General features: G+C 28.9%; 16 protein-coding genes. 4 read left to right on the plus strand and 12 right to left on the minus strand.

Going from position 1 to position 24381, the window contains the following annotated elements:
- Positions 1–8: 8 nt before the first annotated feature.
- The 6 genes from uppS to rpsB form a co-directional block, all read right to left on the minus strand.
- Positions 9–761, minus strand: coding sequence for a polyprenyl diphosphate synthase (gene uppS / locus M9396_RS01045; RefSeq protein WP_250256779.1), 753 nt, complete (start codon positions 759–761; stop codon positions 9–11).
- A gap of 156 nt (positions 762–917) precedes the next feature.
- A complete protein-coding gene (gene ispC, locus M9396_RS01050; RefSeq protein WP_250242284.1) occupies positions 918–2111 on the minus strand; it encodes a 1-deoxy-D-xylulose-5-phosphate reductoisomerase in 1194 nt (397 codons plus the stop codon).
- Positions 2112–2206: 95 nt separating this feature from the next.
- Entirely contained in the window at positions 2207–2773 is a 567-nt protein-coding gene (gene frr / locus M9396_RS01055) for a ribosome recycling factor (RefSeq protein WP_250242281.1), read from the minus strand.
- Positions 2774–2858: 85 nt separating this feature from the next.
- Entirely contained in the window at positions 2859–3584 is a 726-nt protein-coding gene (pyrH, locus tag M9396_RS01060; protein ID WP_250242278.1) for a UMP kinase, read from the minus strand.
- Positions 3585–3790: 206 nt separating this feature from the next.
- Positions 3791–4609, minus strand: coding sequence for a translation elongation factor Ts (gene tsf, locus M9396_RS01065; RefSeq protein ID WP_250256780.1), 819 nt, complete (start codon positions 4607–4609; stop codon positions 3791–3793).
- Between the two features lie 85 nt (positions 4610–4694).
- Positions 4695–5381 carry a 30S ribosomal protein S2 gene (gene rpsB / locus M9396_RS01070; RefSeq protein ID WP_250256781.1) on the minus strand — a complete coding sequence of 229 codons (687 nt, stop codon included), beginning with the start codon at positions 5379–5381 and terminating at the stop codon, positions 4695–4697.
- A gap of 323 nt (positions 5382–5704) precedes the next feature.
- On the opposite strand from rpsB, the gene map reads away from it, so the two are divergent.
- The 4 genes from map (at position 5705) to recD (ending at position 13749) form a co-directional block, all read left to right on the plus strand.
- Positions 5705–6487 (plus strand): type I methionyl aminopeptidase, encoded by a 783-nt coding sequence (gene map, locus M9396_RS01075; RefSeq protein ID WP_250256782.1) that lies wholly within the window; start codon positions 5705–5707, stop codon positions 6485–6487.
- A 455-nt stretch (positions 6488–6942) separates the two neighbouring features.
- Positions 6943–7764 carry a 2,3,4,5-tetrahydropyridine-2,6-dicarboxylate N-succinyltransferase gene (gene dapD, locus M9396_RS01080; RefSeq protein WP_250256783.1) on the plus strand — a complete coding sequence of 274 codons (822 nt, stop codon included), beginning with the start codon at positions 6943–6945 and terminating at the stop codon, positions 7762–7764.
- A 225-nt stretch (positions 7765–7989) separates the two neighbouring features.
- Positions 7990–11553 (plus strand): exodeoxyribonuclease V subunit beta, encoded by a 3564-nt coding sequence (gene recB, locus M9396_RS01085; RefSeq protein ID WP_250256784.1) that lies wholly within the window; start codon positions 7990–7992, stop codon positions 11551–11553.
- 288 nt (positions 11554–11841) lie between these two features.
- The gene (recD, locus tag M9396_RS01090; RefSeq protein WP_250242265.1) at positions 11842–13749 is read left to right on the plus strand and encodes an exodeoxyribonuclease V subunit alpha; all 1908 of its coding nucleotides are present in this window, start codon (positions 11842–11844) and stop codon (positions 13747–13749) included.
- A gap of 130 nt (positions 13750–13879) precedes the next feature.
- Here the strand turns inward: recD and recC are convergent, their stop codons facing one another.
- The 6 genes from recC to prfB form a co-directional block, all read right to left on the minus strand.
- A complete protein-coding gene (recC, locus tag M9396_RS01095) occupies positions 13880–17281 on the minus strand; it encodes an exodeoxyribonuclease V subunit gamma (RefSeq protein ID WP_284308751.1) in 3402 nt (1133 codons plus the stop codon).
- Between the two features lie 457 nt (positions 17282–17738).
- A complete protein-coding gene (lgt, locus tag M9396_RS01100; protein WP_250256786.1) occupies positions 17739–18584 on the minus strand; it encodes a prolipoprotein diacylglyceryl transferase in 846 nt (281 codons plus the stop codon).
- A 190-nt stretch (positions 18585–18774) separates the two neighbouring features.
- Positions 18775–19251, minus strand: a complete 477-nt coding sequence (gene rppH, locus M9396_RS01105) for an RNA pyrophosphohydrolase (RefSeq protein WP_250242259.1) — start codon at positions 19249–19251, stop codon at positions 18775–18777.
- Between the two features lie 638 nt (positions 19252–19889).
- Positions 19890–21179: a diaminopimelate decarboxylase gene (gene lysA / locus M9396_RS01110; protein WP_250256787.1), complete on the minus strand. Its 1290-nt coding sequence runs from the start codon at positions 21177–21179 to the stop codon at positions 19890–19892.
- Positions 21180–21356: 177 nt separating this feature from the next.
- The gene (gene lysS / locus M9396_RS01115) at positions 21357–22886 is read right to left on the minus strand and encodes a lysine--tRNA ligase (protein WP_250242256.1); all 1530 of its coding nucleotides are present in this window, start codon (positions 22884–22886) and stop codon (positions 21357–21359) included.
- Positions 22879–23992 (minus strand): peptide chain release factor 2 gene (prfB, locus tag M9396_RS01120; RefSeq protein WP_250242254.1). Its coding sequence is split into 2 segments (ribosomal slippage): positions 22879–23934 and positions 23936–23992, totalling 1113 coding nucleotides; the frame shifts between segments, so codons are not numbered across the junction. The genes lysS and prfB overlap by 8 nt, the downstream gene beginning before the upstream one ends.
- Positions 23993–24381: the final 389 nt, after the last annotated feature.

The following is a 24381-nucleotide window of genomic DNA, read 5'->3' on the forward strand; positions in this document are numbered from 1 at the left end:
ATTGCAAATTAAATAGATGCACTGTTTCCAAATCGGCGTTCTCTTTTCATAAAAGTATTTAATGCTCTTTTAAATATGACGTCATTAAAATCAGGCCATAATACATCTGTAAAAAATAATTCAGCATATGCTATTTGCCAAAGCAAAAAATTACTAATACGATGTTCACCTCCTGTTCGAATCACCAAATCTACTGGAGCTAATTCATTCATACAGATACATTTACATAGAGCATCTTCGTCAATTTGATTAGGGGTTAATATTCCTTGCTGTACTTGCATGGCAAGTTGTTTTACTCCTTGGATAATATCCCATCGTCCTCCATAATTTGCAGCAATATTAAGTGTAAGTCCACTATTGTTGGAAGTTAATTTTTCAGAGCGGTGTATATTTTTTTGTAATTCACCAGAAAATCGATTAATATCTCCGATGATTCTTAGTTTAATATTATGCTTATGTAGAACGTCTATTTCATTATTTAAAGCATGAGAAAACAATTGCATTAAAGAATCAATCTCTTTATCAGGACGTTTCCAGTTTTCACTGCTAAACGCGTATAAAGTTAATGCATCGAATCTATGATTAACAGCGAAATGAACAGCACCCCGGACCGCATTAAATCCAGCTTGATGCCCAACAATACGTAATTTTCCTCGTGTTCTTGCCCAACGCCCATTACCATCCATGATAATAGCAACATGGCGTGGTAGTAAATTAGATGAAAAAGTGTTAAGCTCTTGATTATGTTGAGATGATATCACATTTATTTATTTTCCAAATTAAATACCTTTGTGTTAAGTAAAAATACTCATTTTATAATAATTAACACTATAATTACAAATTAATGAAATTACTTATCATTTTTATGATACATATGTAGTAATTGTGATAAATTTTATTAAAGACAATATTATTCATTATATGACGCATATAGATATTGCTTTCTCACGAGCTTTTTGATCAATATATAAAATATCTTCTATATCATTAGGATCATTTAAATTTATTGCATCAAGTACACGACGAATGACATCAGGAATGTCAGTGAAAGAAATCATTTTATGTAAAAATGCTTCTACGGCGATTTCATTTGCTGCGTTTAGGACAATAGTAGCCGATTGACTACAATTATCAGCATCTATTGCTAATTGGAAACAAGGATAACTGCGATTATCTAATTGATCAAAATGTAATTTATTAAGATAATATATGTCTATATTGGATGAGATTTTTAGTCCTATTCTATTGGGATAAGCCATTGCGTATGTAATAGGAATTCTCATATCTGGAGGTGCTAGATGCGCCAATACATTTCCGTCGGAATAGTATACCATAGCATGGACAATAGACTGAGGATGTAATAAAATTTCTATTTCACTCGGTTTAGCATTAAATAAATGACGTGCTTCAATATATTCTAATCCCTTATTCATCATAGTAGCAGAATCTACTGATATCTTACGCCCCATGGACCAATTAGGATGCACGCAAGCTTGCTCTGGTGTTATTTTGGTTAATTGTTCTTGTGGTGTTTTGAAAAAAATTCCTCCAGATGCAGTTAGCACAATACGAGATATACCGCATTCAGATAAAGATGTATTTCCTAAATTCTCCTGACATATCTCTGGTAGATTTTGAAAAATTGCGTTATGTTCACTATCTATAGGCAGTATACAGGCACGGTATCGATTGGCTTCTTTCATAAACAATTTTCCGCAAGTAACTAAAGTTTCTTTATTTGCCAACAATATTTTTTTACCAGCACGCAACGCGGAAAAAGTGGGCTTTAATCCAGCAATTCCAACTATGGCAGACATCACCATATCCACATCATTAGTTGATGCTAATTCACAAGCATGTGTTACTCCAGATAATACTTCAATATTATATTTTCCAGCGATGATTAAATTTTTTTTCAATATTCGTGCTGCATCTTCAGATATCATACATGCATATTTGGGGCACATCGTTATGCACTGTTCTGTCATGACAGCAACGTTATTCTTCGCGACTAATGCATGCACAAAGAACTTATCGGTATGTTGTTGTATTACAGATAGGGTAGCTTTTCCAATAGATCCAGTACTACCTAGAATTGTTAAAGATTGCATATGTATAAATTAAATTATTTATTTAGTGTAGAGATAAAAATCTATCATTTGTTGTTAGTACATATATAAATATATATCAAGGCACAATTTAATATTTAAAATTTCATTAGTTCTGATTCTTTTTCTGTGAGAATAATATCAATTTCTTTAATCCAAATATTAGTTAACTTTTGAATTTCATTTTGAAAAAAATGCTCTTCGTCTTCATTAATTTCTTTGTTTTTAAGTAAAATTCTGGTTTTATCATTAGCAATACGACGCACGTTTCTTACAGCTATTTTACTTTTTTCTGCTTCAGTCCGTACCATTTTTATTAAAGTATGACGACGTTCTTCAGTTAATGCAGGTAATGTTACTCGAATAATATTTCCATGAGAAATAGGAATTAATTCCAAATCAGACATAAAAATAGCTTTTTCAGTTGATTTGATCAACTGATGGTCAAATACTGTGATAGCTAAAGTGCGTGAATCTTCTACTATGGCATTTGCTACTTGAGATAACGGAGTGGATATTCCATAGTAGTCTACTCGGATGTTATTTAATATATTTGGAGAAATACGTCCTATATGAATATTGTTGATAGTTATTTTAAAGTTTTTAATACATTTTTTCATATGTATTTCTGAATCTGTCTGAATATTATTAATTTTATTAATCACATCATATACCTCTGATTTATATTTTTGAATTAAAAACCAATTTATATAAATTTAAGTATTTATTTGAATGTTGCAAATCTTTAAATTATTTAGTTATTAAAGTCCCTTCTTTATATCCCATTATAATTCTTTTTAATGCCCCAAGTTTGTTTATATTAAATATGCGTATTGGTAAATTGTGTTCTCGTGCTAATGTAAATGCTGTCAAATCCATAACTTTTAATTCACGCTTTAGTACGTCCTGATAACTCAATTGTTCATATAGTATAGCATCAGGATGTTGAATTGGATCAGTAGAAAATACACCATCTACTTTAGTTGCTTTAAGTACTACATCTGCTTTAATTTCAATACCACGCAAACAGGCAGCAGAATCAGTAGTAAATAAAGGATTCCCGGTTCCAGCTGCAAAAATTACCACCCAATTATTAGACAGTAAGTTAATAGCTTTCATCCAATTATAATGATCGCATACCCCATTTAATGGAATAGCTGACATTAAATGGGAATGAACATAAGCATGATTTAATGCGCTTCTCATGGCTAACCCATTCATTATAGTAGCTAACATCCCTATATGGTCCCCTACTATACGATTCATACCGGATTTAACTAATTCAGCGCCACGGAACAAATTGCCACCTCCCATAACTATACCTATTTGAATACCTATTTTAACTAATTCTTTAACTTCTGTAACCATTCGGTTTAATACAGTAGTATCGATTCCAAAACCTTCGGTGCCTTGTAGAGCTTCCCCGCTCATTTTAAGTACGATACGCCGGTAAATTGGTTTCGTGTGAGTTACCATTAATTATATTCCTCACAAAAAATGGCATAAACAGAAGCAAACACTAACTTATTTAAAGTATAATATGCATGTCAATAATTATTCCGATTTAACCAAATTTTAATTAGTAGTTTCTTATTGTTAAAAGGATTGAATATATTACTTTAAAAACCAATGATGATCTGTGTTAATTAATTAAAATTTTAGCAATAATATAAAATATTAATTTACATATCTTCACCTAATTCAAAACGAGCAAAATTATTAATTTTTACATGATACTCAATCAATAGTTCTTCCACTGTTTTGTTAGTATCCATTATGAAGTTTTGTTTTGTTAATACAATGTCATTGAGAAATTTATTCATACGTCCTTCGGTTATTTTTTCTGAAATTTTGTATGATTTTCCAGATCTCATAGCAATATCCATTTGAATATGATTTTCACGAATCATTACATTTGTAGGAACATCATCTACGTTAATATATTTAGGGCTTCTAGCTGCGATGTGCATGGAAATATGTTTCATTAAATCTGAAGTTACATTTCCGCTAGCAGCAACTATTACCCCTATTTTGAATCCATGTACATAACACCCCAAAAAATCACCTGTCAACACAACAAACCTACTAATGTTTATATTTTCTCCAACTTTTGCAATTAAATTAGTCCGTTGTTCTTCAAATCTAGTTTGTAGTATATTAATATCATGAATTTTTTCATTTAACGCTGTAATAATAACAGTTTTAGCGAACTCTTGAAAAGTACTATCTTTAGCTACGAAATCAGTTTCACAATTTATTTCTATCATAATACCATATTGCTTACTGGATGTTATTTCTACTGCAATAAGACCTGATGATGTGGTGTGTCCAGATTTTTTGCAAGCAGTTTTTAAACCGGATTTTCTCATGTTATCTATAGCTAATTCAAGATCTCCATTGGCTTTAATTAAAGCTTGTTTACATTCTACAACACCAATGCTAGTACGTTTACGTAATTCTTTAATTAAACCGCTATTAATATTAATCATTTTTTCTTTCATAGTAATATCATCGTATTAGGAATATATATAGAAAATATTTTTATACATTTAATTGTTAACAAATGTATGTGTAACATTAATTATATTAAGTATTGAACGCATTTATATGTATCATATTAGATATTATATTTAAATATAGGTTAATCGCGCGTACAGCATCGTCGTTCCCTGGAATAACGAAATCTATTCCATCTGGGTTAGAGTTGGTATCAACTATTGCAAAAACTGGAATTCCTAAGCTATTTGCTTCTTTTATAGCAATATGTTCATGTGTTGCACCAACAGCAAAAATTGCGTCTGGAAGCCCCCCCATATTTTTAATACCTCCTAAACTATTTTCTAGATTAATAAGTTCTCGGTTCAAGATCAATGCTTCTTTTTTAGTTAATTTCTTAAAAGTACCGTCCTGAGATTGAATTTCTAAATCTTTTAAACGTTTTATAGATTGGCGTACTGTTTTCCAATTGGTTAGCATTCCACCTAACCAACGATGATTAACAAAAAATTGATTACAAGCCAGTGCTGTTTTTTTTACTGATTCACTAGCTGCGCGTTTGGTACCTACAAATAAAATTTTACCCTTGAGTGCAGCGATTTTATTCAGTTCAATTAAAGCTTGTCTAAACATTACACTAGTTGTTTCCAAGTCAATAATATGTATTTTATTGCGAACCCCGAAAATAAAAGGTTTCATTTTAGGATTCCAATAACGGGTTTGATGGCCAAAATGAACACCGGCTTGAAGCATGTCGCGTATAGAAATGTTTTCCATTATATACCTCTATTGGTTGTTGAGTAGATTATTTATAATGTTGGCAGCTATCAGCATTTAAATATAGATAGATTATATAATACATGTTATAATAATTTTTAATAAGTTAAATACGAAGAATAGTGTTTACAATGGTCTAAAACAAGAAATAATTAACATTTATTTTCAAATAAAAAATGCTTATTTAATAGCAATGAATGCGAGTTATAAAATATACCTTGATGTAATTTATCTTAATTAATGCAATGATTTATATGTAGATCATATGATGTAAAGGCAAAAAATATTATGTATTTGTTAATAAGATTAATAATATATATATTATGAAAATTATTATTAAAACACTTACAGATATAGCAAAAATGCGTATCTCTGGGAAATTAGCTGCAGAAGTGTTAGAAATGATTGAAGCTTACGTGCAACCTGGTATTAGTACTGGAGAATTAGATACTATTTGCCATAATTATATTACACAAATACAACATGCTGTTTCTGCTCCTCTTGGTTATCACGGATTTCCTAAGTCTATTTGCACCTCAATTAATGAGGTAGTGTGTCATGGTATTCCAAATGATTCGCATAAATTAAAAGAAGGTGATATTGTAAATATTGATATTACAGTAATTAAAGACGGGTTATATGCTGACACTTCTAGAATGTTTATTGTTGGTCAACCGACAAAGTTGGGGTATCAATTGTGTAAGATCACTCAAGAAAGTCTTTATTTAGCAATTCGTATGATTAGACCAGGCATACGTTTAAAAAAAATAGGTCAATCTATCCAAAGATTTGTTGAAAATCAGAATTTTTCAATAGTAAGAGAATATTGTGGGCATGGAATTGGAAAATTTTTTCATGAAGCTCCCCATGTATTGCATTACGATGCTGATGATGAAGGTGTGATATTAAAATCAGGAATGACATTAACAATAGAACCTATGGTAAATGCAGGTACTCGCCATATTTATACTGAAAATGACGGATGGACAGTAAAAACAAAAGATCATAATTTGTCAGCACAGTATGAACACACTATTGTTGTTACGGAAAATGGGTGTGATGTATTAACGTTACGTTCCGATGAGTCTTTATCATCAATTATTTAAATCATCATAATTAATAAAAAAAGCATATATTTTATTGTAAAAAGTATTTTTAGAGATATTTGCATTATATTAATAAATGACTTTGAATAAGTGCAAAAATCATAATTATGTGGTAATGTATATGTTATTTTTATGAAAATAAAAAACATTCTTTTTATTGAACAAGCAGTATTATTTAATGTATACGTTATTCAATGGAGTATAATTGTAGTGGTAATATGTTAAATGCTAGTCATTCTTTATTAGAGTAGATTTGTTAAATATGAACAAATTTTATTTAAGGATACCAATATAATATCTTTAAACAGATGTCGCTGTATAACTCAAAAACATAGTAATATATTATAACGTGTCGATGTAAATTTCTAACATTTACTTTAACAAAGATATTATTTTCATAGTCAATGAGAAATAATTGCTCTCAAATGAATTCGATATTATGGAATATGAAACATATGAATCAATTACGAAAAATAATAGAAAGTGCCTTTGAAAAAAAAGAATACATTTCAAACAATAACATTAATTCTACCGTCAATAATGCTGTTCGAGAAATCATGGATAGACTAGATAATGGAACGTTACGTATATCAGAGAAAATCAATGGCACATGGATTACGCATCAATGGCTAAAAAAAGCAATTATGCTTGCATTTCATACTATGGACAATCAATTAATAACTTGGGGGGATGGTGTTTTTTTTGATAAATTTCCTATGAAATTTTCCGGATGGGATCGCACACGTTTTGAAAATAAAAAATTGCGTATAATTCCACCAGCTACTGTGCGCTACGGGGCTTATATTGCTGATAACACAGTAATCATGCCTTCCTACATCAATCTTGGTGCTTATATTGATGTAGGAACAATGATTGATACTTGGGCTACAGTTGGATCTTGTGCTCAGATTGGAAAGTATGTGCATTTATCTGGAGGCGTAGGAATTGGAGGAGTTTTAGAGCCCATTCAAACTAATCCAACCATCATTGAAGATAATTGTTTCATTGGGTCTCGTTCTGAAATTGTAGAAGGGGTAATTGTTGAAAAAGGTGCAGTGATCTCTATGGGAGTATTTATAGGTCAAAGCACTAAAATATATGATCGTGCTAGTGGAAATATATACTATGGACGCGTTCCAGCTGGTTCAGTTGTAATTCCAGGCAGTCTGCCCTCCAAAGATGGTCGTGTTAATACTTATTGCGCTGTAATCGTAAAAACAGTCGATTCTAAAACTAAAAATAAAGTTAAGATAAATGAGTTATTACGCGACATATAAAATATATTTTTCTTACTTAAGGTACCTTATTCCATAGTATTTTGATTCTATTGTTTAAATGTTAGAATAAATGTTGTTTATATTTATTGGTGTAAAGTAATTCATTTTTATTTGCTTGATTTATCTATTTAAATTTGACTAATAATAGTTAATATTTATAAATAATATAGTTTTAATAAAATTAAAGATAACTGTCATTATTTTAAATAAATATAAACAATAATCATGCGTAATTTAAATGTTTTAGAATTACCTCTGTATGGCATCAATTTAATTGAAGCTTCAGCAGGTACTGGTAAGACATATACTCTCATAATAATCTATATTAGATTATTGTTATGTTTAGGGAATAGATCAGATTTTTCCCGTCCTTTAACAGTACAAGAAATACTTGTGGTAACTTTTACTAAATCTGCAGCACAAGAACTGCGTCATCGCATAAGAGAAAATATTCATCAATTTAGATTAGATTGTATGCGTGGATATAGTAATAATTTTTTATTTTCTAAATTATTATTACAAATACATAATGTAGAATTAGCCATAAATCAATTATTTGAAGCAGAAAAAAAAATAAATCAAGCATCTATTTTTACCATCCATAGTTTTTGTCAAAATATCTTAAATCACAATACAATCGAATTAAACATGCTGTTTAATACGAATATTGTTGATAATGAAACAATATTGTACCAACAAGCATGCGCTGATTTTTGGAGACGGAATTTTTATTCACTGCCATTAAATATAGCTAAATTAATTCAAGAATATTGGAAAGATCCAAATTCTCTTTTAAACGATATTGTTCCTTATATATACAGATCTAGGTCTAGCCTTGATTGTTACAATCATGACATACATGAAGATAAAAAAAGTATCATAACTTATTATGAAAAAATACTGGATCATGTCAATCATGTTAAAAAGGAATGGCATAAAAATAAATATAATATAATTACTATCGTCAATTCTTATGACATTAATCGTAGAATATACAATAAAAATAATTTAATACGTTGGATAGACAGAATTAATCAATGGGTCAAACGACCAACAATTGATCATACGATACCTAATGATCTACAACGTTTTAGAACAACCGAATTAAAGATACATAATAATAGCAATAGATCCGATTATATATGTACTTTATTTGATTCAATAGAAAAATTATATAGCCAATTATCATCATTTAAAACATCAATATTTAAAATTGCAATAAATGAGATACATAATGATTTAAATAATACTCAACATTGTAGGTCAGAAATTACTTTAAACGATCTTGTTGATGTATTAGCTCATCATTTAGTTACAGATAAAGACAATAAATTAGCACATATACTGCGTACACGTTATCCGGTAACGCTTATTGATGAGTTCCAAGATACAGACTGTCAGCAATTCAAAATTTTTAGTGCATTATATAATTCTGACTCAGAAAATGGTCTTATTTTAATAGGAGATCCCAAACAATCAATTTATGCCTTTCGTGGGGCTGATATATTTTCGTATATGAAAATACGTCAAACAGTATGTAACAAATACAATCTTAATATTAATTGGCGTTCGTCGTTAAATATAGTTAATGCTATTAACCAATTATTCCAATTGGTTCCTAATCCGTTTATTTTTGAAGATATTCCTTTTATTCCTTCAGTAACTGCTAGTCGAAATAGTATGTATCGGTTTTTGATAAACAATCAATCGCAAACAGCTATGTGTTTTTGGTTACATCCTGATGAGATAGTTACAATAAATGACTATAAACGATCAATGGCACAGGAATGTGCCACTATTTTATACAATTTATTACATGAAATACGTAATGGAACAGCTTGGTTAGAAAATGATCAGTATAAAAGAAAATTAGAAATATCGGATATAACTGTATTAGTACGAAATCATGAAGAAGCATCACTTATTTGTTCTGCTTTATCAAAAGTAAATATATCAACAATATTTCTATCCAATCATAAAAATATTTTTGAAACAATGGAATCTTATGAATTATCATTATTATTACGAGCAATCTTATTTCCAGAGAGCCATACAATTTGCACTGCTTTAACAACTATTTTTTTTGGATTAAATGCCACTGATATTGAAAGTATTAATAATAATGAATCTAAACAAGAACAAATATTTGAGAAATTTTTTGAGTATTATTCCGTTTGGAAAAAAAAGGGTGTGTATTTGATGATACAGAAAGTAATTTTTGACCATAAAGTACCAGAAAAGTTATTGTCTACGCGAGTAGGTGAAAGTAGTTTAATAAATATTTTGCATTTAGGTGAATTATTGCAAGATGCTGCAAGACAGTTACAAGATGAGCACGCACTTATGGAATGGTTAATATTAAAAATAACACAACCAAAAAATAAAAAAATATCTGATCAAAATTTACGATTAGGAAGTGATCATCAATTAATAAAAATTAGTACAATACATAAATCTAAGGGATTAGAATTTCCATTAATATTTTTACCATTTGTAGCAGACTTTAATTATGTAAAAAATCCTTTTTTTCATGATAGAAAATCATATAAAACCCATTTAAATTTCAATGCATCAGAGTCAAATTTAATATTGGCAGATGAAGAGCGTTTATCAGAAGATTTAAGGTTATTATATGTAGCGGTAACTCGTAGTATTTATCATTGTTCTATAGGTATTGGTCCAATAGTACGACGATACAAAAAAAAATCTAATACCAATGATTTACATCACAGCGCCTTAGGATATTTAATTCAAAAAAAAACTGCTGGAAACGCAGCAACATTAAGGAAACATTTAAAAAGGCTCAGTGTTTATTCGAATGGTGATATTTCCTTCCGTATTATTTCAAGATCGCAAGAACTATTTTCTCATGTATCGTCTGTTGCATCTAATCAATTGCTATGCGGAAAAAATTGGAAGACATCACTAAATATTATTCCGTGGAGTATAACAAGTTTTAGCGCTCTACAACATACTGATGTTGATGTTACAACATGTTTAAATTTAGAAAAACAATTAGATATCAGTGAACACATTCAGTGTCAAGAGAATGATATTCCATTGACACCACATACTTTTCCTAAAGGAAAAGTATGTGGTAACTTTTTTCATAGTATCTTTCAAGTTCTGGATTTTAGAAAACTTGTGGATATGAAATGGTTATACGCACATATGGCAAAATATAATATTGATCCAATTTGGGGATTTGTTGTCCGAGAATGGATATATATAGTACTCAATACCCCCCTTAATAATAATAATTTAACTCTTGCGCAAATAATTCCTAAGAATAAAAAAACTGAGCTTAAATTTTATTTATCTATTAATACGTATTTAACATCGAAAGAATTAGACCATTTATGCAAAAAATATGATCCTTTATCACGTAAATCTTCATCGCTTACTTTTTTGGATATAACAGGAATGTTAAAAGGATTTATTGATTTAATTTTTCGCTGGAATCATCGGTATTATTTATTAGATTATAAAACCAATTGGTTAGGAGACAACAATGAAGATTATGTTGGCTCTAAAATAACACAAGAAATGATTAAACATCATTATGCATTGCAATATCAACTTTATACTTTAGCGTTGCATCGGTTTCTACGTAATAGACTCGTTTCTTATAACTATGAAAAAGATTTCGGAGGAGTATATTATTTATTTATACGCGGTATGGATGGAACACCGTTGAGTAATGGAATTTATTTTTTTCGTCCATTATCGACATTTATTAATGAATTAGATAATTTATTCTTTAAAAATAATCTAAACATCATTAGATGAATAATGCTTAGATTTTATTTAATAATAGGAACACTATTTTTTTTATAGAATAATAAAGATGCGATCTAATATATTAACGATTTAAGTGTACCTATCTATCTTAATAAGCACACATACGAACTTACATATAATTATTAATTCAAATAGATAACTTATATCTAAAAAGATACAGTATAAATTATTTAAGTGAAATTTAAAATTGTAATTATTCGTTTTTAACTAAAAAATACAGTTTTTCTGTCGTTTAAAATATATAAATCTAATACTGTAGACCATAAAAATAGTCCCATGAAAAATATTATTAACAATATTTTAAAATTAGGGTTGTGGCATTCACTAGATGTACAATTTGCCGATGTATTAGCTCTTCCCATTTATGATGGGAATCGACATAATAATATAAAGGAAGCATTAATGTTAGCTAGCGCAACTCTAAGCTCTAACGTTAGGGCTGGTCATGTTTGTTTACCTTTATGGTTTCTTACTCCTGATAAATTATTTCAAGGAAATTATCCTGAATTAACGTATGCGATATATAGAAAATTGGGGAAATTATCGATATCTGACTGGCAGGAATTATTGCTTTCTTGTCCTGCGGTTAGTGATGGATCACGGGTCACCCCATTAATATTGGAAAATAAGCGTTTGTACTTACATCACATGTGGCAAGATGAATGCATAGTCGCGCAATTTTTTAATCATAAATATCCATCAAATGTTTTTCAAAAAGAAAAAATAATTCATGTATTAAATCAATTATTTCCTATAACTTATACAGAAGTTGATTGGCATAAAATAGCTACTGCTATTGGCGTAACGCATCACAGAGTGTTAATTTCTGGAGGACCTGGAACTGGAAAAACATCTATTATAGCGAAGATAGTAGCTGCATTATTGTTATGCAGCAAGAATCATAATCTAAATATTCAGATAACCGCTCCAACAGGAAAAGCAGCAGCTCTTTTGACTGAATCCTTTAAAACAACAATGCACAATATTCCACAATTAGAAAATCTTCTCTTATGTAACTTACCAGAAAAAGCTACTACTCTACATAGTTTACTTAGAACACGATTATATAAAGAAAATATTCAATATAATTGCTTTGATCTCACACGCTTAGATCTTTTAATTATTGATGAAGCTTCTATGGTTAGTCTATCTATGTTAGCTCAGCTTATTTTGACACTTTCTCCCCAAACGAAAGTTATTTTTTTTGGTGATCAATATCAATTATGTTCAGTAGAACCTGGATCCGTATTTAAAGATGTGTGTCAATTTTCTAATTTTTATTATTCTCGTAAACGTTATCAAGAACTTATAGATCTTACAGGTTACATATTGCCTATTATATCTCCTTCTGAATCATCTGTGCATTATAATTATAATAGTATTATTGATGGTACATGTATACTAAAGAAAAATTATCGATTTAGTGAAAGTTCAGGAATTAATAAATTATCTGGTGCTATAAATTCAGGAGATTATAATCATGTATTGTCATTGTTAAATTCAAACATATACAAGGATTTATATTATATTTATTTTGTAGACAAAAAAAGCTATATAACTATGATTCTTAATTGTGCAATGGCATATTCTAACTATTTACAAAAATTGAAACACACTCAAATCCTAACAAAAAATATTTTAAAGATTTTCAATCATTATCGCATATTGTGTGCATTGCGTGATGGTCCGTTCGGAGTAATAAGGATTAATTATTATATTGAACAAATATTAAATGAGAAAGGATTAATTCAATTAAATAATTCTAGGAATTATATAGGTAGACCTATTATTATATTACGTAATAAACCAGCATTAGAATTATATAATGGAGATGTTGGGGTATTGTTGTTAAATGATCAAAATAAATTATCTGCATATTTTATTTTACCACGAGGAGGTATAAAAGTTATACAAATATATCAATTACCGGAGCATGAAACTTGTTTTGCTATGACTATACATAAAGCGCAAGGATCTGAATTTCAACATATCGCAATAATATTACCCAATAAATATACACCATTATTAACACGAGAATTATTCTATACTGCCGTCACTAGAGCTCGTCAATGTCTTTATTTATACGCGACAGATCACGTAATAATACGCAGTGTTAATTCGATCACACAACGTTATAGTGGATTATATGAAAAAATAAAAAATCATATAATTCCCATGGTTTAATGAATGAACAGTTTGTGTTTTATTATGTACATTATTTGAAAATGTGGTGTTATGTGTTGTATTGTGTAATATATGCAATTTTTAATTATAAAATATTTATTATTTTTTTTGATGTAAAATTTGTAAATCGTTATATTATTCTGTACTTCATTGGGTTAAAAAAATAATGTTCTGCAGTTTTAATAATTTTTGAGATGTTTTCTTCACTTAAATCAAATGAGATAAGTTTACGTAAATATGGATCGTGACTTTCTCTGAAAAGAGAATATTTGGTACCTTGCCAAACTTGTATTAGTTTTCGATGTGCTTCTTTTTGACAATATGGATTTGGAGATATTGTTCGAGTATTCCAGTCAAATACATGATTAATCCAAGCTCCTCCAGACTGATATAGTAACAATATGGGTGTGTTTATACCCGTGCGGTAATCTGATATTAGAGTGAATAATAACTTTTTTGCATGCAGTTTTGATAAATTAGGAAAATGCCATGCATCATTAATACCAAATAATCGACTATCACCTTTTCCACCTATAGCACAATAAGTTATATGTTCTAGCCACAACAATAATACATCTTTCATAGAAAGATATCGAGGTTTCCAACGTGTCAATCCATTTTCTTGCACTGCAGTTAATTGCCCGAATAATCTAGTCGTATCAAATGTTAAAGAAATATCTAGGTTATCTTTTTCAATACAATGATACGTTTTTATTTGATTCGCTAATATTGTCATTTTTTTTTGTTGTTTAGTCCAATATAATTTTCCAAATACACCATAAGGTAGAATTCCAGAAGCACACATACTATGATATAGTTCATCGGTATTTTTACTATGAATTAGATAATCAATCAATTGCATATTTAATTCATAACGATTGAGTCCATCTACGGAAAAAGGTTCTTCATTTGATAATTTCAATATATTTTGATCAAAATACACATTTAATCGTTTTTGAAACCATATGCGTACTGGATGGCGATAAAAGTTGTATAAATCTTGAAACATTATTGTTTTTGTGAGGTTATGAGAAAACGAAGTATTAAAATTCGGACAGATTAATAAAGAATGATTTGTATTAATATTTGTTGTAGGTAGCCATTCTTTAGCAAAACTTTGTTTATTATTGTTAGGATTGAAATTTTCAGGAGAAAAAGGAAACGGAGGATACCATTGACATAAACGCTGACGTATATGTTTGATATTAATATCTATATCTATATTTTCATGTTCTTTTGAATAAAAATTTAAAGCAATATATTCTAAAAGTTCATTGATTAATACGGAAGGGTAACTCATGCTATTATCATAAATTGAGCGCCCGATAAAACTAATATATATCTTTTCTTGAGCTAATAAAAATGCTATCAAAAACGAATAACAATCTTTTTCGTGTATGTTATTGTCATTTCTACGCGGATTTTTAACCATTAAATTAAAGTCTGGAGATATTTTATTGCGAGGAAACTTATTATCATTCATACCTAAAAAACACACTACTTTATAAGGAATACAGAAAATTGGAGTAATATTGCAAAAATTAATTACATTTGGTATAAACCGGGGGATTACAGTGTCTTGTGTTAATTTGCGACATAATTTATCGCGTAGTGCTGTTATACTTATAGTTTGAGTATATTCTGCTTGTATGCCTGATTCTAATATATCTCTGTAGCAGTTTTTTAAGAAAAGTAAGACTGTTTTGTTTTCTGAATCCAGATGATCACAATGAAAAAAATCGTCAATTATTTCTTTGAAATAGGATATCCATTCTACCAACGTATAAGAATGACCGAATCGGTCCCTCCATTTTTTTAATGTTTTTAAAAATTCTCCTAATTGACCAATAATATTGATATGATCTCTGATTATTATATCATCATACGGTAAAATTTTTTCCCAGGTATCATGTTGATTTTTTATAGCGTAACCTAATAACATTCTATTTAATCCAAAATTCCAAGTATTTTGATTAATAATAGGTAAATTAAAATTATACATGGTGTAATCATCAAGTCCCCACCTAATACCAGATTTAATGGTCCATTGGTGTAATAATTTTACTTCTTCTTTGTTCATTTTAAAACGAGATGCAATAGATGGTACTGTTAAAAACGACAAAATTTCTTCAGAAGTAAATCGACTATATGGTATGTTAAGTATATTAATAAAAGTTGATATAATTGGATGTGTATTTTTTTTATAGTTATCTATTGCTATATTAAACGGTAAATGTCGATCTTGTATATTATCAAATATAGTTTGAATAGCTGATTTATAACAGTGTACATCATAAGCCATAACTATGATGTCTCCTGGAGACAGCGATGGATCATCTGCCATCATTGATAACAAATTATCATGTAACACTTCTACTTCTCGTTGAATACTATGACAAACATGGCAAGTAATTGATTGATCTTCTGATGATAATATATGTCGGTGATTATTTGTAGATGTTGTAGTATCAGGTTGTTTTTTTATATTTTTTATATGATTCTGAAATTCTAAAATGTTTTTTTGTACAATGTGAAGCAAAGAATCTTGTTTAGGAATAATAAAAGATTTTAGTTCAATTTTATCTTTTAATTGAGTAAACAAAGATAAAGTATCATAAGCAACATCGCCCCATGCATCTAATAAAGGATGATTGATATTAGAATAATGACTATGATTGGAAAAATGAACAGCAACAGATGAAGATGAGCGCAATGCATTCTTATTGCATAATTGGTTTTCTTGTTGTGTTACGTCATACGAATCTTGATCAGATATATAAATCAAATTATGATAACAGGGATTTATAAACCATAAGTAAATATCAATATGGTAACTTAATAATTTTAATATATTCCAATATATAGGCGGTATAGATGTTATTCCAAAGATAAATATTCTACTTGGAAGATAATTAAAAATTATCTTCTGAGTATTTTTTAGAAAATCAATACAACGTTGTAAAGGATATATATTACCCTTCAATTTTTGCTGATTACATCGTATATTCTCTAAGAACATACGCCATATTTTTGATTGCCAGGTTTGATGTGTGTCATCTAAATAATTTATTATTTCATTGGATTCCCAATTGTCCAACCAATCTGGGCGATATATTAAATATTGAATAAATAAATTGGAAAGTTGTTCAGAAAATTGACTTATTTTTTGTTGATTGACATCACCATATAAGTATTTGTATATAATAGAGCACTTTTTTGATATTTGCATTTGAGATAATATTTTCATAAATTTCCAATACATGATAGACTGTGAAAAGTTATCTGCTATAAAATTATTAGGTTCTATTTTATTAGAAATATACTGCATGAAAGACATTAAAGTCATAAATTTGATATTACATGCGATACCAAAATGATTGGCTATTTCTATCTGTATCCATTGGTCCATAATACCGTGTTCTGTTAATATTATTTCAGATTGCATGGGATCAGGAAGTGATTTATCTGACATAGTATTAATTAATAGATTTTTGAATGAATTTGATTGGTTAGAATGATAAATAGTAAACATTGCGTAATAAAATTATTTAATTTAAATGGGGTATGTTTTTATTAAACTGATATCTATATATCCTCTATATATACAGAGGATGGACCATGTTTGTTTATAATTATAACGAAAAATATATTATATATATACTTTGACAGTTATTATTTTAAACAAAAACAATTTTATTAGTTTACATATTTTAAAAAATAGAAAAAATAAATAAATTGTTTTCCATGATATGGACTATTTAAAAAAAAAATTAAATTTTTTCAATTATTATTGATTTGTGATATATATATTATATAAATATGGCAGCTAATAGATACATATAAATTTTTAATGTTTAAAAAAAAGATATGTAAATAATTAATAAAAATCAAACTTAATTTAAAGCATGAGAGTTATTTTAACAAATAATAACGTATCCAAATTAATTGACATAGATTTTTTAATTATATTGATAACTTTGATAAATCAATTACCTATAAGCAAGATAAACTATAATCGTTCCTAATATAATCATAGGGCATGACAAAATTTGTCCCATGGTGGCTATGTTGTTAATTAATCCTAACTGACTATCAGGTTGACGAAAAATTTCCACTATAATACGAAACACCCCATAACAAATCAGAAATAAACCAGACACACTACCCACGGGATGTGGTTGACGAATAAACTTACTTATGATAATAAATAATATTACTCCCTCTAAAAACATTTCATATAATTGAGATGGATGACGAGGAAGAACACCGTAACTATCAAATAGTGGTTCCCATTCAGGATGATCTGGTAGTATTAATAAATCTTGATACACGGAATTAGGAAATAACATAGCCCATGGAATATCAATGGCTATTCGACCCCATAATTCTCCGTTAATAAAATTTCCTAATCTACCAAGCCCTAATCCAAACGGAACCGCTGGAACGACAAAATCTGATATTTGAAAAAAAGGACGATGTTTTTTGTGAGAAAACCACGCGATCGATATAATTACACCTATTAAACCGCCATGAAAAGACATACCTCCTTCCCATATTTTAAAGATCCACAGTAAATTATTAGAAAAAAAAGACCACTGATAAAATAATACGTATCCAATGCGACCACCTAATAAAACACCCAAAAAACACAAACATAATAAATGTTCTACATCTGTATGAGTCCATGAAACATTATTGAGATGACGCATACGGTACGATAATGACCACATAGCATATATAAAACCTAATCCATACATTACGCCATACCAATGTAATGAAATAGGTCCTATTGTAAAAATTATCGGATTACATGCATGATAATAAAGATTCTGCATATTGATTAATTATACTATTTATATAATTTTTATAATCAGTTTTAATCACAAAACGTAGTTATTTTAAACAAAGCACGTTTCAATGTACTATTAATATTGACGTGCACAATCTTCAATGGAAGATTGAAATTCTTTTTATTAATCATACTGCATCTAATCTTCTTCTTTATAAGGATATAATAGTATTAAACTATGATATTATTACATCAACAAATTCCTGCATAACTTTTCTATATACATCTCTTTTAAAGAATACGACTCGACGTATGGGATACCATAGGCTCACCCACTTCCAGCTATCAAATGTGTAATCTTTATTATTTTTTATGTTAATTCGTGTATCTTTGGATAAAAGCTTTAATAAAAACCACTTTTGTTTTTGCCCAAAGCAAATAGGCCTAATTTTCCAACGAATTAATTTTTTAGGTAACTTGTAATGCATCCAGTATTGCGTTGAAGATAGAATACGAACATCTTGATAATTCAATCCTATCTCTTCAAATAATTCCCTATACATGGCTTGTTCTGGAGTCTCTCCAATGTTAATTCCACCTTGAGGAAATTGCCAGCAGTAATGCTGCTTACATTTTCTGGCCCATAATACTTGCTGATGAGTATTACATAACACAATTCCTACGTTTAATCGGTAACCGTTATTATCAATCACCAGATTGCCTCGGTTTTATTGAGATATTTCATTAAAATTTTTAAATATTTATAATAAATACAACCATTCCTATTATATTTTATAAAAATGCAGGAACTATAGATTATCCAAAATATATACAATCCCGTATATCTGTATTATTATACATAATACAATAAAATTATAACACTAACATACCTATTGTATTTTATACTATAATTATACTCAACTCAAGGAGTTTTATTATGGTCGTGATATTCTTAGTCAATAACCTGCACAGAAATTTTTTTAATTAAAAAATTTAATTATAATTTGTATTAAGTTTTACTACTTAAAATCGATGTTGTTAAGTTTTTTATTAAAAAAAATGGAGATATGATGTCTCTTATAGAAACATGATGAATAATAACCCTCTACAGTTTTAATTTAAAATAAAAGTGTAAGAATACATTTTAATCTGTATCTCACGATTCATAATATGTTTTTTTGTTAAAAACACTATAGTAAATAATTGTCAAATAAATAAGACTATAAAAATTAAAATTGAAAAAGTTATTAAAATATTTAAATTTATTTAATCTGGCATTTTAAAAGATACTAAATAATAAGTTTTTAATAAATAATTTTATATAGTATAATATTTATAATATTCGGTAATTTCAACAATTTTCATTATTAAATTTTTCTGTTATTTCCAACATAAATAAATCTTCTAGTTTTTGTTTTCGGCGAATTTGACGAATTTGTCCATTTTCAAATAAAACTTCTGGTAGTAACGGACGGGTATTATAATTAGAAGACATAGAAGCCCCGTATGCTCCAGTGTCATGAAATATTAAATAATCTCCTACTTTTGCTGAACAAGGTAATTTACGTGCTAATATTGTTCCGTTCATATTTTGTGTAAAAATATCTCCAGATTCACATAGTGGACCGCCAACAACAGTATCGCATAATGTTTCTAAAATAACGCTGCGATTATCTCCAGGTACTAATGAAATATGATGATAACTACCATACATGACTGGGCGCATTAAATCATTATACCCTGCGTCTATTAATACAAAATGACGATTACCCATGTCTTTTACCGCTCTAATTTGTGTAATTAATATTCCTGATTCAGCCACAAGAAAACGACCAGGTTCTATTTCTAATGTTACTGTGTGATTTAAATATTGGCTAATGTATTTTCTCGCATTATTCCATAATTGAAAATAATGATTTACATCTAAAACTATATCATTATTTTGATATGGTATTGTTAATCCTCCTCCAGCAGAAATAACATGTACATCTATTTTATATTTTAAAATCTGTTGGACCATCGCATTACATACTTTAGATAAATGATCGTACCGTACTCCAGAACCAATATGCATATGCAGTCCGATTAACTGCAGATCATAATGATGAATATAAGATAAAGCTATTGGTATATCTTCATGCCAAATTCCATGCTTGCTATTTTCTCCTCCAGTATTAGTTTTTTGGTTATGTCCGTGTCCAAATCCAGGATTAATACGCAACCATATTTTATGTCCAGGAGAACAAGCTCCTAATTGCGCTAACATATCTATCGATCCTGCATTAACAACAATATTTAGTTCTGATATTCTTAATAATGTTTCTTCTTCTAAAATATCAGCAGTGAAAACTATTTCATTGCTTTGTTTTCCCGTTTTAAAACCAGCTAATAATGCTCGTTCGATCTCGCCTAAAGAAACAGCATCTACTTTAACTTCATAATTGTGCATTAATCGTAAAATATGAATATTAGAACAAGATTTTTGAGCGTACCGTATAACGTCAAATTGTTTTAATTGTGTAATACGATTAATTATAATCGATGCATCGTATACCCATACTGGACCTTTATATTTTTGATGTAATTTTTTTAAGCTTTCATAGGTAAGAGCACTTGTTTGCGCAAAGATATTATGTGTCACGCTATATTCCTATTATCTTTTTGATATATATTTTAAATATCAAAATATTTCGAAATTATATCTTGAATATATAGTTGAAAATTATTTAAAAATAGGTTTGTTTTATTAAAAAATTAATCAGATAAAATCATAAATATATAATTACTTTTTAAGTACACTGAAAAATATAGATAAATTTTATTTTGGGCGAAGTGTAGGAAATAAAATTACATCACGAATAGTATGACTGTCGGTAAGCAACATGATCAAACGATCAATTCCTATCCCAATACCTGCTGTAGGAGGTAATCCATATTCTAGTGCAATTAAATAATCTTCGTCATAATTTATGTGAACATTATTATTATTTGTTTTATCTTTTTTTCCATATGCTTGTTTTAAAAAACGTTCCTTTTGGTCTTCTGGATCGTTTAATTCTGAAAAGCCATTTCCTATTTCTCGTCCAGCAATGAAAAGTTCAAAACGATCAGCAAACTCTGGATTGTTATCATTACGACGTGCTAATGGAGATATTTCTATTGGATAAGAAGTAACACAAGTTGGTTGAATTATTTTTTTTTCTATTGCTTCTTCAAAAATAACCATATGTATTCTGTGTAACGTCCAACAACTTTTAACTTTAATGCCAAGTGATTTTGCAATAGAAACGGTAGTACATATATCGTCTATATTTTGGGATCTAGTTTCTGGTAGATAATACAATATAGCTTCTTTTATACTGATTTGCCTAAAAGGATGCTTAAAATCTAATTCATAATCCCCATAATTTATTATATTACTACCTAGTATTTTCTGTGTTACCGATCTTAATAAATTTTGCACTAAGGTGATTATATCACGATAATCAGCATAAGCCATATATATTTCCATCATTGTAAACTCAGGATTATGATAAGAAGATATACCTTCATTACGAAAATTACGATTTATTTCGAATATTCGCTCAAAACCACCTATCACTAATTTTTTTAGATATAATTCTGGAGCGATTCGTAAATACATATCTATTCCTAATTTATTATGATGTGTAATAAAAGGATGCGCTATAGCTCCTCCTGCAATTGTGTGCATCATTGGTGTCTCTACTTCCATGAAATTATTTTTTTTCATGAATTGACGTATTTCAGAAATCACTAGAGAACGTATTTTGAATGTTTTTCTTGTATTTTCATTAATAATTAAGTCTAAATATCTTTGACGATATTTTGTTTCTTGATTGTTTAAACCATGAAACTTATCTGGTAATGGACGCAATGATTTAGTTAATAATCGAATTTCTTTACAGTATATTGATAGTTCTCCAGTACGTGTTCTAAATAATATACCGCGTGCTCCTAAGATATCTCCTAAATCCCATTGTTTTATATTTTCATCGTATAAATTTGTTGTTAATGCATTAGAAGTAATGTATAATTGTATACAGCCCTCAGCATCTCGTACAGTTATAAAAGATGCTTTTCCCATGATACGTTGACTTATTATACGGCCTGCTACGGTTACTTCAATCTTTAATTGTATCAATTCTACATTGGATGTATGAGCGTATTTTTTGTGTAATTGATCAGAAATAGAATTACGACGAAAATTATTTGGGAATGCTACGCCTTTTTCACGAAGTTTTGATAGTTTTTTTCGACGAGTATTTAATTCATCATCGACATTAAATTTTTGATATGAATGATCTTTTGAATATACGTATTTAGTCATTATGAATCTCGCTTAAAGTGTTTTTAATGCTAACTCTTATAAAATCGTCTAGATCTCCATTTAAAACAGCTTTAACATTACGTTTTTCAAAACCAGTACGTAAATCTTTAACTCTAGAATTATCTAAAATATAAGATCGTATTTGATTACCCCAAGTAATATTTACTTTATTGCTTTCTCTCATTTTTTTTTCATAATTTTTTTTTTGTAATTCAAGCTCATATAATTTAGCTCTTAGTTGTTTCATAGCTTGATTTTTATTTTTGTGTTGTGAACGATCACTTTGACATTGGGTAACAATATTTGTTGGTATATGGGTAATGCGTACTGCAGATTCTGTACGGTTAACATGTTGACCTCCTGCTCCAGAAGCTCGGTAAACATCACAACGTAGATCTTCTGGGCGAATATGAATATTTATACTATCATCTAATTCTGGATATACAAATACTGAAGCAAATGAAGTATGGCGTTTCCTAGCAGAATCAAAAGGACTTTTGCGCACTAGTCTGTGTACACCAGATTCAGTGCGTAACCAACCATATGCATAAGGCCCAATAACTTGAATAGTAGCAGATTTTATCCCAGTGACCTCTCCTGTCGATTCTTCAATAACGTCGGCCATAAAACCTTTGTGATCGATCCAACGTAAATACATGCGCAACAACATGCTGGCCCAATCCTGTGCTTCTATTCCCCCAGATCCTGATTGAATATCGACATAACAATTGGAATCATCATACTTTCCTATAAACATACGACTAATCTCTAATTGAGATAACGTACGTTCTAAATCAATTGATTGATCATGAATTTCGGAAAGTAGGATGTTATCATATTCTTCCGTCAATTCTAACAAATCATTTAAATCCACTAAATTTTTATAAAGCTGATCAACAATATTGATAAAAATCTTTAAAGAAGATGATTTTTGTCTAAGAATTTTTGCTGTTTTAGGATTTTTCCAAATACCGGGTGATTTTAGTTCGTTACTAATTATTTTAAAATCTTTTCTTTTGAGATCGTAGTCAAAAATCATCCTTAAACTTCAATATTCTATTTAACATAACTTGAATATGTTGTTTAGTAAAATCGATATCTATCATAAAATTTTATTCCTTAAGATGTATATTTTTATTCATATAATTTCACGTAATCGTACATATATTAATATACTGTAATACAATTCCACAAAGACCCCCTATATAATATGTGCAAAGAATATGTATTTTCTTATGATATTAGTATATAGTGTGATTTTGATCTTTGATCGTCATTAATCAAATATGTAATAAGTCGTATGTACGTACGAAACTGTTATATACGTTTTTATTTATTTCATTTCAATTAACACCGTAAATAATCATACATGACGAAGAGAATAGCATCCTATCAATCATGGTCATTGCGCTTATATTATCATTTTAATTGTACATATAGTTAAAAATCGATAATTGTTTAATTATAAATATTATGATATTACATGGTTAATGAT

Source organism: Blochmannia endosymbiont of Camponotus modoc (assembly GCF_023585785.1).
In the GTDB taxonomy this organism is placed as follows: Bacteria; Pseudomonadota; Gammaproteobacteria; order Enterobacterales; family Enterobacteriaceae; genus Blochmanniella.